Annotated in this window: 12 protein-coding genes; 3 read left to right on the plus strand and 9 right to left on the minus strand. The window is 47.8% G+C overall.

The annotated features are described in order from the left end of the window. The first annotated feature begins 124 nt into the window (after positions 1-124). Both GO755_RS32655 and GO755_RS32660 read left to right on the plus strand, forming a co-directional pair. Complete coding sequence (locus GO755_RS32655) at positions 125-1,483, plus strand: PQQ-dependent sugar dehydrogenase (RefSeq protein ID WP_157589640.1); 1,359 nt, start codon at positions 125-127, stop codon at positions 1,481-1,483. A 119-nt stretch (positions 1,484-1,602) separates the two neighbouring features. Continuing rightward, positions 1,603-2,379, plus strand: coding sequence for an SDR family NAD(P)-dependent oxidoreductase (locus tag GO755_RS32660; RefSeq protein WP_157589641.1), 777 nt, complete (start codon positions 1,603-1,605; stop codon positions 2,377-2,379). Between the two features lie 56 nt (positions 2,380-2,435). Here GO755_RS32660 and GO755_RS32665 read toward each other — a convergent pair whose 3' ends face one another. Next, positions 2,436-3,356, minus strand: a complete 921-nt coding sequence (locus tag GO755_RS32665; protein ID WP_157589642.1) for an EamA family transporter — start codon at positions 3,354-3,356, stop codon at positions 2,436-2,438. 175 nt (positions 3,357-3,531) lie between these two features. Between GO755_RS32665 and GO755_RS32670 the strand changes: the two genes are divergently transcribed. After that, positions 3,532-4,101 carry a DJ-1/PfpI family protein gene (locus GO755_RS32670; RefSeq protein WP_157589643.1) on the plus strand — a complete coding sequence of 190 codons (570 nt, stop codon included), beginning with the start codon at positions 3,532-3,534 and terminating at the stop codon, positions 4,099-4,101. A gap of 36 nt (positions 4,102-4,137) precedes the next feature. On the opposite strand, the gene GO755_RS32675 is transcribed toward GO755_RS32670, so the two are convergent. From GO755_RS32675 to GO755_RS32710, 8 genes are all read right to left on the minus strand, one after another. Next, positions 4,138-5,568: a leucine-rich repeat domain-containing protein gene (locus tag GO755_RS32675; protein WP_157589644.1), complete on the minus strand. Its 1,431-nt coding sequence runs from the start codon at positions 5,566-5,568 to the stop codon at positions 4,138-4,140. Positions 5,569-5,732: 164 nt separating this feature from the next. Further along, positions 5,733-8,570, minus strand: coding sequence for a M16 family metallopeptidase (locus GO755_RS32680; protein ID WP_157589645.1), 2,838 nt, complete (start codon positions 8,568-8,570; stop codon positions 5,733-5,735). Positions 8,571-8,765: 195 nt separating this feature from the next. Beyond that, on the minus strand, positions 8,766-9,554 hold the full coding sequence (locus tag GO755_RS32685; RefSeq protein ID WP_157589646.1) for a LytR/AlgR family response regulator transcription factor: 789 nt from the start codon (positions 9,552-9,554) through the stop codon (positions 8,766-8,768). A 36-nt stretch (positions 9,555-9,590) separates the two neighbouring features. Next, the gene (locus tag GO755_RS32690) at positions 9,591-10,610 is read right to left on the minus strand and encodes a sensor histidine kinase (protein WP_157589647.1); all 1,020 of its coding nucleotides are present in this window, start codon (positions 10,608-10,610) and stop codon (positions 9,591-9,593) included. Continuing rightward, positions 10,591-11,283 carry an ABC transporter ATP-binding protein gene (locus GO755_RS32695; protein WP_157589648.1) on the minus strand — a complete coding sequence of 231 codons (693 nt, stop codon included), beginning with the start codon at positions 11,281-11,283 and terminating at the stop codon, positions 10,591-10,593. Before GO755_RS32695 ends, GO755_RS32690 begins: the two co-directional genes overlap by 20 nt. A 90-nt stretch (positions 11,284-11,373) precedes the next feature. After that, a complete protein-coding gene (locus GO755_RS32700) occupies positions 11,374-12,624 on the minus strand; it encodes an ABC transporter permease (protein ID WP_157589649.1) in 1,251 nt (416 codons plus the stop codon). 81 nt (positions 12,625-12,705) lie between these two features. Next, entirely contained in the window at positions 12,706-13,800 is a 1,095-nt protein-coding gene (locus GO755_RS32705) for an efflux RND transporter periplasmic adaptor subunit (RefSeq protein WP_157589650.1), read from the minus strand. Continuing rightward, entirely contained in the window at positions 13,800-15,116 is a 1,317-nt protein-coding gene (locus GO755_RS32710) for a TolC family protein (RefSeq protein ID WP_157589676.1), read from the minus strand. The genes GO755_RS32705 and GO755_RS32710 overlap by 1 nt, the downstream gene beginning before the upstream one ends. Positions 15,117-15,235: the final 119 nt, after the last annotated feature.

The raw sequence follows: 15,235 nt of genomic DNA on the forward strand, positions 1-15,235 counted from the left end.
CTGAACAAGCATAGATTACTCCCAGTACACTCCTCTCTTTCGAAAATTCTTAGTTTGATTTTACGCGCTACTATTCTTTAATTATTTTGTAATTTTTCTATAAATTACATGAATTTATGACGATATGGTGCGCTATATTTTACTGCTGTTTTTTAGTTATAAACTAGCTGCTCAATCCCCCAAACTTCGGTTGTCGTTAGTAACCGCTGGCCTAAACAGGCCAACTGACTTTGCTGCTCGTAGTGCAACAGAGTTTTTGGTGGCACAAACGGATGGGAAAATCCAATTGATTCGGAACGGCGTCATTCAGGCCACGCCGTTTCTCAACATCAGCTCTAAAATTCGTGATGTAGATTGGGAAGGTATATTTGGCATTACTCTGCACCCAAATTATGCGATCAATGGCTATATGTATGTGCATTACAGCCGGTTGAGCGATCGTGCGTCTGTATTTGCCCGATATACACGAAAGAGCACAAACCCAGATCAGGCCGATCCTGCATCCGAATTAATCTACCTGACTATACCGTATACAAATCCACTGGGAGGGCATCGCTCGGGCCGGATTGGTTTTGGGCCTGATGGTTATCTTTATATCACAACTGGCGACTCATCTCCAGGCCTGATTGGTACGGTTGGCGATCCGGATAAGCTGGCGCAGAATCTTCAGGGACTTTATGGCAAAGTGCTTCGTATCGATGTTAATCAAGGTAATACGTATGCCATTCCACCCACGAACCCCTATGCTAACCCCACCGATGGCATACCCGACGAGCTGTTTGCATTAGGCCTTCGTAATCCTTGGCGTTGGAGCTTTGATCGTCAAACGGGTGACTTTTGGGTGGGCGATGTTGGCCAGGATGACTGGGATGAATTAAACTTTACAGCAGCCAATTCGCCAGCTCCACAAAACTATGGCTGGCCTTGCTTTGAAGGGAGCCATCCTTACAATTCAACCTGCCCGACGAATGTTACTTATCACATGCCATTGCTGGACTATGCCGGTCATAATTCAGGAGTCCGTGCATCCGTTACCGGAGGGTTTGTGTATAGAGGAACCGCTTATCCAACGTTGCAAGGCTGGTATGTGTATGGCGACTACGAGCGTGGTACGTATTGGATATTGAAGCGAGAGACCGATGGATCTTTTCAGAATAAGCTACAGTCGATTACGACAGTCACGAGTCCGGTTTCATTTGGGGAGGCTTCCGATGGGGAGTTGTATGTACTTTCGTTTGCTGATGGTAAGCTTTATCACCTTACTGCCGACTTTATAGCTAGTGTGCAAAGTGGTAGTTGGATGAGCCCTACTACCTGGGATTGCAACTGCTTACCCACAACAGAAGATAATGTGGCAATTTCTAAAAGCCATGTTGTCTTCCTAAATCAACAAACTCAGGCAAAATCACTACGGTTGACTGGTAGTTTAATGCTGGCTAACGGCGGTAACGTGTTGATTAACAGTAATGTGTCTGGTTTCTAATAGATGATAGCTGAAAATAATAACCTGGCTTAATTAGGTTAGCAGGCCGAAATGCCTTTTTACGCTAAAATTTGCCTTAAATTTCACGCTTATCAATCGTAAACCCAGGTTAGTATTGCATGACAGATTTTACTCGACAAACTGCCCTGATCACTGGGGCTGGCATTGGCATTGGATTCGCCATAGCAAAGGCCTTAGTTCGGCAGGGAGCCAATGTGTTACTCAATGATTATGATGAAACGGTAGCTCAAAAAGCCGTTGATACCATTCGGGCGGAGAGCACTAGCGGCTCTGGCCAATGTGAGGCCTACCCCGGCGATGCATCCGATGTGACGTTCATTCAGAAGATGGTAGAAACGGCTGTCAATCGATTTGGTTCGGTCGATATAGCTATTGCCAACGCCGGGATTACCATCTTCGGCGATATTTTTACGACTACACCCGAAGCGTTTCAAAAAATTGTGGACCTAAATCTGCGTGGTAGCTTTTTTCTGGCGCAGACTGCCGCACGTCAGATGCGGGAACAGGGAAGAGGGGGGAGTGTGCTGTTCATGTCGTCGGTAGTGGGACATCAGGCGCATCCGGGTCTACCCGTTTACAGCATGACAAAAGCTGGTCTGGAAATGCTGGCCAAACAACTGGTCATTGATTTCTCGCCCCTTGGCATTACGGTCAACGCTATAGCACCTGGTGCCACACTTACAGAGCGAACGCTGGATGATCCAGCTTACATACCTATCTGGTCACGTATTACGCCGATGGGGCGCCCGGCCACAGTCGATGACATTACGAATGCCGCTCTATTTCTACTGGCACCCGCATCGCGACACATAACGGGCCAGAGCCTGGTCGTCGATGGCGGCTGGACGAGTGTGAGCCCCCCACCTGTTGAATAAGTGAAAGAGCGAAAGAGTGAATAGGAACATGCGTCAGCGAGTCACTCTTTCGCTCATTATTTCCTCCCCAGCGTAATCAGAATTACGCCCACCAGGGCAACAATAGCACCAATGAATGACTGGCTTGAAAAGACTTCACCGGCAAATGTTGTGCCCAACAGCATAGCGACAACTGGGTTCACAAAGGCATAGGTCGATAGTAACTGGGGGGACGCATTGCGGGCCAGCCAGGAGTAAGAAGAGAAGCCAATAATGCTGCCGAAGATCACTAAATAAATCATCGACCCAATGGCTTTGGGGGGCGCGTCCAGAATACTGAAAAGCGTAATCGGTTCAACGGCTAAACTGACAGGTAGTAAAACAAGCCCGCCCACAATCATCTGAATACCACTCGAAATAGTACCCGACGGCAGTGCTAGCCGGGGTGTAAGCAAGGTGCCGATTGCCCACACAAAGTTTCCTAAGGCAACTAATCCCACACCAATCAATTTGGCATCGATTCCGCCTGTGCCTTGTAATTTATCCGGTTTGACGAGCAGATAGATGCCAATTAAACCAACAACCAAGCCCGCCAGTGCCAGATTACTGGGGCGTTTCTTTCCAAACGAAACCCAGTTGAGGGTGAGCAGATAAACCGGTAATAAGCCGCCTAGTAAAGCGGCCATACCGCTCGGGATATACTGTAAACCCGTTGACAGACACCCATTTGAAATCGTCAGTAACAATACGCCAATAATACCCGCCGACTTCCATTCGGCACGCGTTGGGGCTGGGGTACCCGTTAGTCGGGCATAGCCGTACAGAATTGCCCCCGCAATTAAATATCGGATAGATACCATATACAAGGGCGGCATCCGTTCGGTCATGAAATGAATGAACAGATAGGTTGACCCCCATAGAATATAGACTGAAATTAAATTCCCCCACAGGGCAATGCGGGTAGGTGGACTTGTAACGGGAGATGAAACGGCTTGCATACAACAAAAGTACTTCTGCTGTTGTAACGCCAAAAGATTGGATTTTTCTCCGTTAAGGCGCTATTATTTCACTCTTTCTGAGTTTGGTTATGAAAAATCTAAGTAGAATTTTATAATGATTATATTAACACAGTACAACTTCAGTTGCCAAACCATCTTCTAAATTCTTAAATCCATGAATCGCAAAATTTTGATCGTCACTGGCGATGGTGGCGAAAGTTACGAAACTCTCTATGCCGTTCACCGCTTTCAGGAAGAAGGTGACACCGCCGTAATTGCCGCTCCTAGTAAGCGTCGACTCAATCTGGTAATGCACGATTTTGAGCCCGGCTGGGATACCTACGTAGAGCGGCCCGGCTATTGTCTGGCCTCCGATCTTACGATAGAGGACGTGGTAGTAGACGATTACGACGCCATTCTACTACTGGGCGGCCGCGCCCCCGAATACCTGCGTAACCATGCTGCATTGCTGGAGGTAGTCCGCGAGTTTGACCGGCAGGGTAAATGGGTCTTTGCCATCTGCCACGGTATCCAGATTCTGGTCACGGCTGGTTTAGCGAACAACCGAAACCTAACCGCTTACGAACATGTACGCGCCGAAATTGAGATGGGCGGAGGCACGTATTCTACCGAGCAGGCTATCCGCGACAGAAACATGGTAACCGGACAAACCTGGCAATCACACCCCGAATTCTATCGCGAAGTATTTGCCTGCCTCAAAGAAGCAGAGCTGGTGGATAAGTAATCAGGTAAATGCACAACAACGGCATAATATCCCTGATTAATACGTCACTTGTGTGTTGTTCGCTTCCAGTTGCTTAATCTGGGAAGCGTACGGGCTGGTCATGGCCTCCCGACCAAAAAGTGGGTTGCTACCCATATACACTTTCTTGAGACCCTTTATCGATAATAATACAGTCGGAAATTCTTGTAGGTTGTTGTTATTCAGGTCAAGCTCTTCCAGGTTTGGTATTGAGCCCAATACGTTCGGGGCTACTGTAATCCAGTTGTATCCCAGATCAAGTACGCGCAGGTGTTGAAGGCGTTGAAATTCGGAGGGTAGTTGGCTAATCCGGTTATGGTGCGCAAACAGCACTTGTAGCCGACGTAATTTTGCCAATGACACAGGCATTTCTTTTAGATCGTTATGTGCCACGGCCAACTGCTCCAGTCGTTTCATTCGCCCCAACTGGCGCGGCAATTCGGTGAGCTTGTTATAGTATAAATCCAGTACTTTCACATGCTTTAGCCGCCCCATGGTTTTGGGTAATTGGGATAGGCCTGCGTTATATAGGTTTAAATCAGTCAGGCGACGAAGACGGCGGAGTGCTTTAATGTCTATATCCGACAATTTGTTGTTCCCCATCCAAAGGCTTTCCAGTCGGCGATTCTGGCGAACGGATGCCGGAATACGGGTTAGTTTATTCCCCTGCAAATTGAGCGATAGGAGATGCTTATTTCGGGTGATAAAGACACTATCATCAGGAATAGAATTGTATAACGCACTGAGTCGTTTGAGCGTTGGGATGTCAGCCGTTAGACGGGCCGGTAACTCATGCAAGTTATTTTTCGATAAGTCAAGCTCTTCTAATTTGGGGAAACGATACACAATTTCGGGTACGGCTTTTAATTCCAATTGATTAAAAGCCAGCATCGTTACGGTATCGGGTCGGGTGGTTTGCTCAGCGGCTTCGAGCGTACTGATAATACCTGATCCACGCCGAACTGTGCGTTTTTGTGGAACAGAGCCTAAAGTGGTCATACTGGACCATCGGAAACCGGTTTTGGTTTTTATCGGAAAGGGATGTTGACCATACCATTCGGCCACTAATTGAAGTAGTTGTACTTCCTGTTCATCCGTTAACTCCCTTCCCGAAAATTCACAAAAGACCCGATCGTAGATACCGTCTGGGCGGATGAATTCTTGCGTTTGGATCATAATTCCCAGCACGGGCAGGCGCTTTTTGTTTTTCTCGATAAAGGTGAAAAACTGTTGCTGTCGTGTATTTATGGTGTCGAGGAACATCCTTCCCTGCCGGGCAAAAAGACCTTGTTCACCCGCAACCCGAGCGAAAGCGGGTGGGTAGCTTTTTTCCAAAGCCGCCATTGAAATCCCCAATCGGGTTGTATCTCGTAGTAAAACAATACGATCCTGCGCCATCACCGGCAGTATAATAAACCCGAATAATACGAACAGCAGATACTTTTTCATGGCGTAACGTTATTTTTAGGTGAATAACGATATTTATAGTTATAATACCAAAAAAAGAACCGGGATTTAACAGATTTATGGATTTACTGGATTTTGTTTAGCTCTTTCATGGAAAGCAAAATCAGTTTAATCCTAAAATCAGCGTAATCCCGGTTCGGAAATGATTAGTTCTTACCGCCACTCACCGATGAAGCGGGTGTCTTCTCCGCGGCTTTCTTGGCAGCTTTGGCAAAATCACCAGCTCGGATAATCGAAATCTTCGACGGATCAATGTGCTTCTTCATAGCCGCATTAATCTGCTCAGGGGTCACTGCTTCAAGTTTCTTTTCGAAATCAGCATCCCAGTTCATCGTCCGGTTCAGGTACAGGTAGTTATTCAACGTAGTGGATAAACCAGCATCCTGCGCCCGCGATACCATCCGGGATTGCAACAGACCCGAACGGGCCGCTTTGAGTTCGTCCGCAGTGAAACCATCTTTCACGACCTTCTCCATTTCCTCACGGAAGGCTTTTTCCAGCCGCTCAGCGTTTTCTGGATTGTAGATCGCGTAGGTCATGAACATCCCCGTTTTATCCCAGGGATTAGCCTGAAGCTGCGAACCAACACCGTAGCTAATACCCTCTTTCTGGCGGATACGAACAGCTAGTCGTGAGTTCAGGAAGCCACCGCCAAGCATATAATTACCCAGAACTAAAGCTGGATAATCAGGATCATCATCACGCAGCGGAATATTTACACCCGCCACCATAAATGCGTTTGCTTTGTCTGGGGCTTCAATACTTTGTGGCGTTGGCTTGATATCGTTATAGGTCGAAACCAACCGGCTGAAAGGTTTCTTGGCTTTCCAGGTACCTAACTCGTCGGTAATTACCTTCCGAACGGGTGCTTCATCGAAGTCACCAACGATAGACATGGTTGCGTTTTGAGCACCATAAAAGTCTTTATGGAACTGCTTCAGATCGTCTAGTTTCAGGGCTTTTACGTCGGCGACATCTTCATCCGGGGTTGATGTGTACCGTACATCTTCCTTCGGATAGGGCGTCATCTGGCGTTGAAACGCTGTAAAGGCAAGACTCTGTGGTTCTGAGCGTTGCGACTCGATTTGTGCCAGTTGTTCTTGTTTGAGTTTTTCAAACTCATTGGCATCAAAAGCTGGATGCTTAAGCATGTCGCTTACAATTCGGAGTACAGCTGGCAGATTTTCTTTGGTCGTTTTGATCGTCATATTGACCTGATTGCCACCACCAAATACACCAACCTGTGCTTTCAGTTTATCGAATTCTTCTTTAATCTGCTGGCGAGTACGTGTTGTTGTGCCTCTGTCGAGCATCGAAGCCGTGAACACCGAAATCGCACTCTTATTCATCAAGCTCTTCTGATCACCATAGCGAAGTGTCAGACGAGCATTCACCTCGTTGCCGCGGGTAGTTTTGGGCAGCAGTGCCAGTTCGATATTATTAGGTTGCTCAATCCGGCGGGTACGACCGTCAATATTGGCCGGCGATGGATCGAACGCTTCTCCACTGGCAATCACGGCGCGACCTTTGTAATTTTTCACTAAAGACTCCATGTTTGGTGCCTCTGGTGTTTCTACACGATCAGGCGCAGCTTCGGGAAGAAATTCGCCTACGGTTCGGTTCGATGGTTTGAAATAGTATTTAGCTACCCGTTGCACATCGGCAGGCGTTACTTTTTCAAGGGCGTCGCGGTAAAGAAATCCAAGCCGCCAATCGCCCGTAGCAATGTATTCACTAAGTGTTCGGCCCAATCGTTCAACATCCTTAAAGCTAATTTCAACATCTTTCAACAGCTTGGCTTTAGCGCGCTCAACTTCATCTTTCGTTGGTGGTTTCACCGTCACCGAATCGAGCGTACCGAGCAGGGTTGCTTTGGCATCGTCAAGCGATTTTTCTTTTAATAGCTCTGCCGCGAAATAGACATAACCAGGATCTTTCGTCATGAACGAATAACCGTATTCCTGCGATGCTTTCTTGGTTTCAATCAGTGATTTATACAGTCGCCCGCTCGGTTCATCGGTCAATAAGTCCGTCAATACGTCCATTGCTGGGTAATCGGGGTGCGAGCTTGGCATAATGTGGTACAGAGCCGATACCACTTTCGTGTCGCCCACGCGACGCAAGGTCACCAGACGTTCGCCATCCTGAATGGGTTCAACGCTGTAGGTTGGTTGCAACACCCGAGTTGGACGCGGAATACCTCCGAAATATTCCTTGACGAGCGACAATACTTTCGATTCGTCAATTTTACCAGCAACCACCAATACGGCATTATCGGGTTGATAGTATTTTTTGTAAAACTCCTGTAGGTTTTCGATGGGGACTTTTTCCAGGTCAGAGCGGTTCCCGATTGTCGATTTGCCGTAATTGTGCCACAAATAAGCCGATGAGACAACGCGCTCATTCAGTACATTTTGTGGTGAGTTCTCTCGCATTTCGAACTCATTTCGCACCACAGAAAATTCGGTTTCGAGGTCGCTCTTTTTGATGAAACTATTAATCATCCGGTCGGCTTCCAGATCGAGTGCCCACTTCAGGTTTTCGTCGGTAGCGGCAAATGTCTCGAAGTAGTTAGTACGATCAAGCCAGGTTGAGCCATTAGGCCGTGCGCCGTGCGAGGTCAGTTCCTGCGGAATGTTGGTGTGTTTGGTCGATCCCTTAAACACCATGTGCTCCAGCAAGTGAGCCATCCCTGTTTCGCCCAGACCTTCGTGCCGGGAACCGACCAGATACGTAATATTGACGGTAACGGTTGGTTTCGATTGGTCGGGGAACAGTAATACTTTAAGGCCATTCTTGAGATTGTACTCCGTGATACCTTCGACAGATGCTCCTTTCGTAATACCTTCTGGAATAGTAACGGCTGCTGCCTTGTCCTGCGCAGACGCGAAGGTTAGGCTACTGACTACTAATGTAGCAGCTAGTGTGCCCATTCGAAACCATCCAGTCGGGGCTAGCCCAGTCGGGATAAGGTTATTTCGCATAAAAAAATAGTTAGTTGGGTACTGAAAAAACTAATCTTGTATAGATAAGAATAAATAAGACTGTAATCAACAGGTTTTACAGAGACCTGCAAAAAAATAGGATAAACGGTCATTGAATGACTGCTTATCCGACTAGCTCCCAGTTTTTAGTGACACGGCCTACCGATGAGGCTGGTTGCGCTTTAGTTGTACCTTTTACCCCTCAAGCCACTGCCGGAATGCGCTTGCTTTCTCTTTGCTGACGATCAATTCTAATTTATCGTTGGGACTTTTCAGTTGCACCAGCAGTTTCTGACTTTCGTGTGGGCGGTAACCGGCTATGGCATCAAGGTAAACTAAACACTGGCGACTGGCCCGGAAGAACCGTGCTGGATCAACCAATTCCTCTAGTTCGTCGAGGGTTTTGTAATCGGTGACTAGCTTTTTGCCTTCGTTCGTGTATAGATAAATGAGTTCGTTACGAAGAAAATAGGCCACCTGTTCCTGTGCTATCGAGATAATCTGGCGTAGGTGATGACCCGAGAATCGGCGTTTATAGTGAGGTGTAGGCGACTGGTCGGTAAGCTGACTTAGAAACAGCTTGAACTGATTACCAAAGCCGATTGTGCCATTCAATGACCAACGGTGAAATTTGGTCAGCGCAGCCTTAAGTTCTTCGGGATCAATGGGTTTTAGCAGGTAATCGAGGCTGTTGAGCTTAAAAGCCCGGATGGCATATTCGTCGTAGGCTGTAGTAAAAATGATTGGAGAACTTAGTTCAATCTGCCGGAAAGCCTCAAAACTCACGCCGTCAGAAAGCTGAATATCGGAAATTACAAGGTCGGGTGAGGGGTGCCCCGATGTTCGATTATGGGTGAAGTAATCACAAATACCCTGTACGCTGGCCAGTGGCCCATCGATAATCGCACCCGGTTCCAACTGACGTACCAACTTCAGAAGTTGCCGGGCAATAAGCGGTTCATCTTCAATGAGCAGGATAGTCATATGCAAAGGCGATTTAACCGCTCTCTGGTTAAAAAATTAAGGTAATAAAGGTACTCGCACGCCAAAAATACCTTCGTTTGCATCTATTTCCACCGCACGTGGTCCCAGGAAACTATACAATAATTTTAGATTTTCCAGTCCCTGCCCATTAGAAGTGCCCACCTGTCGTTTCAGTTGAATTGGATTCGATACGTCGATATAACCATCGTGCGTACTTATAGTAACAGTTAGTGGGCGAGCCTCATTGACCACATTATGCTTGATTGCATTCTCGATCAGAATCTGGAGCGTGACGGGTACAATCTGCTGATCCAATGCAGCTGTGTCTACCTCACAATGAACGATAAACGCACCGTCGAAGCGGGTATGCAACAGCGAGATGTAATTATTGATAAATGCCAATTCTGTTTCGAGGGGTACCAGCTCCTTGTCTTTGTGTTGAAGTACGTATCGAAACACTTTCGACAGTTGTTGAAGAAACTGTCTGGCTAGCACGGGGTTATCGTCGATCAGGCTATCTAACGACGATAGGCTGTTAAACAGAAAATGCGGGCTGATCTGATTTTTCAGACTATCAAGCTGAACCTGTACTTTTTCTCTTTCCAATTGAGCCGTCCGAACCGCATTTTCCTGCCAGCGTTTTAGTAGATGACTCGCCATAAAGCCCAGACAGATAACGGTGTTCACCAGAAAGATCATTATCCCGACAATGATAAACGTAAACTTGTTGGTTTGGGATAAAACCGATGGCAGGAATCGAGTCGTAATAAAATAGCCAGCGGTCACAGAAACAGTCTTTACGATCGACCAGCCGCCTAACACCTGAACGGCAATGCGCCAGCGGGTATTTGTTTCAAACGGTAAATGCTTATTTAGCCATTCATTAAATAGATAATGAAATGTCCAAATTAAGTTTAACATGAAAAATGACACCACAAAGAGTACTGCCTGAAGCTGCCAGCTGATGCTGGGGACCAGCCATTGACGAACGAAAACCCCCGCCAGAGCAACCCATAATAATAGCGCTTCGACGTATTTATTGAACTTTATTTTCATGGCTGGCAATGATCATACCGTCCGACATTTCAATGACGCGGTCGGTTCCGGCCGCAAAATCAGGATCGTGGGTAACGGCAATAATGGTTTGCCCTTTCCCGGCAAGATCACGAAAAATCTCGAACACATTTTCGGTGTTGGCTTTGTCCAGGTTTCCGGTTGGTTCATCGCCCATGATGATGGTTGGGTCGTTGATGAGCGCGCGGGCAATAGCCACCCGTTGCTGTTGCCCGCCCGATAATTTGCTGGCGGGTTTTCGGGCAAAATCGGCCATGCCAATAATTCGTAATTTCTCCATAGCCCGTTCTTCCACTTCTTTTTCGGGATATTTCCCGAGTTTCAGACCGGGCAGCATCACATTCTGCAAGGCCGAAAATTCGGGCAGCAAAAAGTGAAACTGGAATACAAAGCCCAGATGCTCGTTTCGAAAGCGTGCCAGATAATCCTGACTACGTCCCTTTAGCTTCGTGCCCGCCATCTCGATCTGCCCGTCATATTCAGTATCCATCGTAGATAGCAAATAAAGAAGCGTCGATTTACCGCAGCCCGATTTGCCAACAATCGACAGAAACTCACCGGCTTGTACATCGAACGTAATATCTTTTAGCACCTGAAATTTCTCCGGGTCGTAGAAGTATTTGTTAAGATGCTGGGAGGAAAGAACAGGGTTCATAAGTATGATATAGGGTATATGATGTATGATGTAGGGGTTAAATGCATACTGTAGACATATATCATACATCCTATATCATACATCTGGTACTTATCCTCTCAAAATCGCTACCGGGTCTACCTGAGCGGCTTTTCGGGAGGGGAAAAAGCCAGCTAGAATGGTGGTGATCACGCCAAACAGAAGACCCATAACGTAATATTTAGCCGCAAAGATGACTGGAAACGTCTTGATACTCAGGAAATCACCCGCATCGAAAGGCGTGATAGACAGCAGGTAACTCAAACCAAAACCGATACCTAATCCCAGCAACCCACCCGTAAAACCAATAAAAACGGCTTGTAGCAGGAAAATGGCAATGATGTCGCGTGCATCGAAGCCCGTTGCCTTCAAAATGGCAATGTCTTTGATTTTGTTGATCACGGTCATGTTCATGATGTTGTAAATTCCGAAACCTGCCACCACCAACAGCGTAATCGACACAACATAGGTGAGCATATTTCGAATTTTTTCGCCCGCCAGAATCGCCGTATTCGCCGTTGCCCAGTCTTCGGTATAATAACCATACATCGCCCGTAGCTTCTTCCCGAACGGAATGGCCTGTAAAGGGTCGATCATTTTGATGTGAATGTCGGTGATGTAGCTGGGATCTTTCTCAAGCATTTCCTGCACCGTCGAGAGGTTGGCGTAGCTCTTGGTATTGTCTACTGTACCTACGCCAAATCCGAATGTACCCACCACCCGAAGCACCCGAATGCCCCCTTTGGGCGTAGTCACGGTCACTTTATCGCCAACCCGAACGTTGAGTTTTCGGGCCAGTACGGCACCCATAATCAGCCCATCGGGATTGGTTTTCAGCGTACTTAAACTACCTGATTTTAGTCGCGTGGTTAGTTTATAAAGCCGGTTCTCCCGGTCAATGTCCACGCCCGAAATTGTCCCCGAAAGCTGGATGGGACCATTGTTGTAAAATGCCTGTGTGGCTACCTGAGGAGAAACGCCAAGTACACCGGGTTCCCGTTCAATCCGTTCGGCAATGGCCATTCCATTTTTGATGCGGGCCTGTTCGTCTTTGGGTTTCTGATGGTAAATGACATTGAAATTGCCTGGATTAAGTTGCTCGATCAGGCCGGGTCGTTGCGTATTCACTTCGTTATAAAGGCGGATGTGCGGACTGGCATCCAGGGCCGAATCTTCCAGAAACTGATTCACACCCTGCATAAACGAGATCATCGTAATGAACATAGCAATCCCGAACGTAACGCCAAGCATGGCAACGAGCGTCTGGCGTTTCTTGGCCAGCAAGTGCGTCTGGGCAATCTGGGAAGCGATATGAAGATCCATTTTTAAAGAGTGAAAGAGCGAAAGGGCGAGTGAGTGAAAAAGCTGTCGCGACATGACGCACTCTTTCACTCATTCGCTCTTTCACTCATTTAAAACTAATTTACTCGTCTCATTCAATCCTCCTTTCACCTCAACCAGGTCGAAGTTTTCGGCGCCTTTCTGGAATTTTACTTTCTGTTTTTTGCCGTCCTGCTCTACCCATACACTGTCGGTGCCGATGACGTAGGATTTGGGAATGGTCAACACGTGCTTATTCTGGCTGATGATGATATTGGCTTCGACCGTGAGACCATAGTAAGAAGCGGGTCGTTCACCCAAAAACTCGGCATCCACCCGGAATGACTGATCGGTGCGGTTCAGCTTAGGATAAATCTTACTCACACGAGCGTTGAATACTTTGTCAGGATAGACATCTGCTTTGAGAACAACCTCCTGGCCAACGCGCATGCGTCCGAAATCACTTTCATCGACCGCTAATTGCGCATAGAGTTGGCTTCCGCTACCTACCAAAGCTAATTGCTCTCCCACTTTGATTACTTCGCCGGGATCTTTATACACTTCGTAAACTTTGCCATTTACAAAACTCCGAATGCGGGTGTTGCGGCCAGCCACTTCCGACGTGACCAACTGGCTGCGGTTATTGGCGACGTCGAGCCGAATTTGGTCACGGCTGCGTTGCAGGGTGTTCATCTGAGCACGGAGGGTATTGCGCGATAACGTATAATTCAACTCGGCCCGCTCCAGCTCGGCCTTCGACGTCGCATTCTGGCTGTAGAGTTCACGAAAACGATTATAGTTAATCGAGTCATTACTGAGCCGGGTTCGGGCATTGCGAACCTGCGCTTCCAGTTCAGATAGCACGGGTGAATTGGCTCCTAAATTGGCCTGCGCCTGTCTGTAGGCGTTAGCAGCCGCCTGCTGACGGGCATCTTCCGTTACGCTTTCCAGTACGAACAACAACTGATTTTTGTAAATCGAGTCGCCTTCATTAATTAACCGTTGTTGCAATACGCCAGTAGCGTCTGCGGTAACGGTGTACTCATTGCGTGGGTAGACATTGCCGGAGGCATAGACAGCTTCGGTCAACTCCTTGTAGGCAGGCGACGTACCCTCATTATCGCGTTTACAGGCCGTGCCAACAAGCGTAAGTATCGTTAGGTAAAGTACGGTTTTCATTATTGACCGTTTCTGATTTGTAAGATCGTTTGATTGATAAACACGTTCGAGAGGTTGTTGAGGAACCGATTTTGGGCCGTCAGTACGTCGTTGAACACGTTCAGGTATTGGTCGTAAGCAAACAGTCCTGATCGATATTTGATCAGGGCAATCTGCACATTCTGGCTGCTGAGTTCGTAATTCTGCCGATTCAGATCCAGCGACCGAATCGCCTGATTGTATGTGTTCCGAACGTCTTCGGTGTCATTTAGCTGCTTGTTGCGTTCATAAGCCAGTTCTGATTCGGCTACTTTCAACTGAAGCCGGGCGCGGGTCAGGTTGCTGGTACGTAAGCCGCCTGCGTAAATGGTCCAGTTAAACTGCAAGCCCGCTACCCCGATTTGAAACCAGGGCTGACTGGTATTTAGGAAATTAATTTCGCTACGTTGTGCCTGTTCGGTAAATCGTCCGTAGGCCGAGAGCGTTGGCCAGCGGGTAAGTCGCTCACGATCCAGTTGCAGTTTGGCCAACTCGATCCGCGCCTGCCGAAGCGTTACCTGAGGTCGCTCTAATGTGTTGATGGCCGAAGCAGAAACCGCCATGCCAGCGGGCCGTGTCGCTAATTCTTCGACTAGTACCAGGCTGTCAGATAACGTTAAGCCGAACAGCAATTTCAATTGATTCAGGTTTCGAATGTAAGCCAGTTCGTTCTGGTACAGCACGTCGGCAGTAGTGAGCTGTACCGACCGAATCCGGTTGAATTCCAGGGGTTCGATCAGGCCCTTATCAAGTCGTTGACGAGCTATTTGCGTGAGCGTATCGGCAGACGATAAGTTGCGCTGGGTGATGGCAATGGCCGAGCGGGTTAGCAACGTCGCGTGGTACAGCCGGGCAGTTTGCGTTGAAATCTCATCCTGCAACACCAGATTCTGATTGTCGGTAATCCGTAAATTCTGATCCACAATACCCAAATCGGCGCGCGCGGGTCGATTGATAACAGGAACTGTGACTTCGGCACCAGCGGCCAGCACATACGGCAAGCCAAATTGGATAGAGCGGTATTCTCCGGGTGCTCCACCAAACAAGGCAGTCGGTACCAACTGCACAGGGAGTGAATAGTTGTAATCGAAATTAGTGAAGAAACGAGCCTGTGGCAGTAAGGCCGATCGGGTGGCCGTTTGTTGCTGTGCTTGTACCGAACGATTTTGCCGGGCAGTAACCAGGTCTGGGTTACTGCGCCGGGCTAGTGCCATAGCCTCCTGCACCGTCGACACGACTGTCTGACCTTTACCCGAAATTGAACAAGCTACTAGACAAATGAGAACAAACCGATTCATGACTAAGGCGAATGGATGGTCAAAGGAACGAGTTTCCTGAAAATCAGTCTGTTCAGTTTTAATGAAGCGGATAATAATCAGCGTAAAGCCGATATTTTTCACAACGAAGAGGCCAGCCC

The sequence above is a fragment of the Spirosoma arboris genome (assembly GCF_009754945.1).
Taxonomy (GTDB): domain Bacteria; phylum Bacteroidota; class Bacteroidia; order Cytophagales; family Spirosomataceae; genus Spirosoma; species Spirosoma arboris.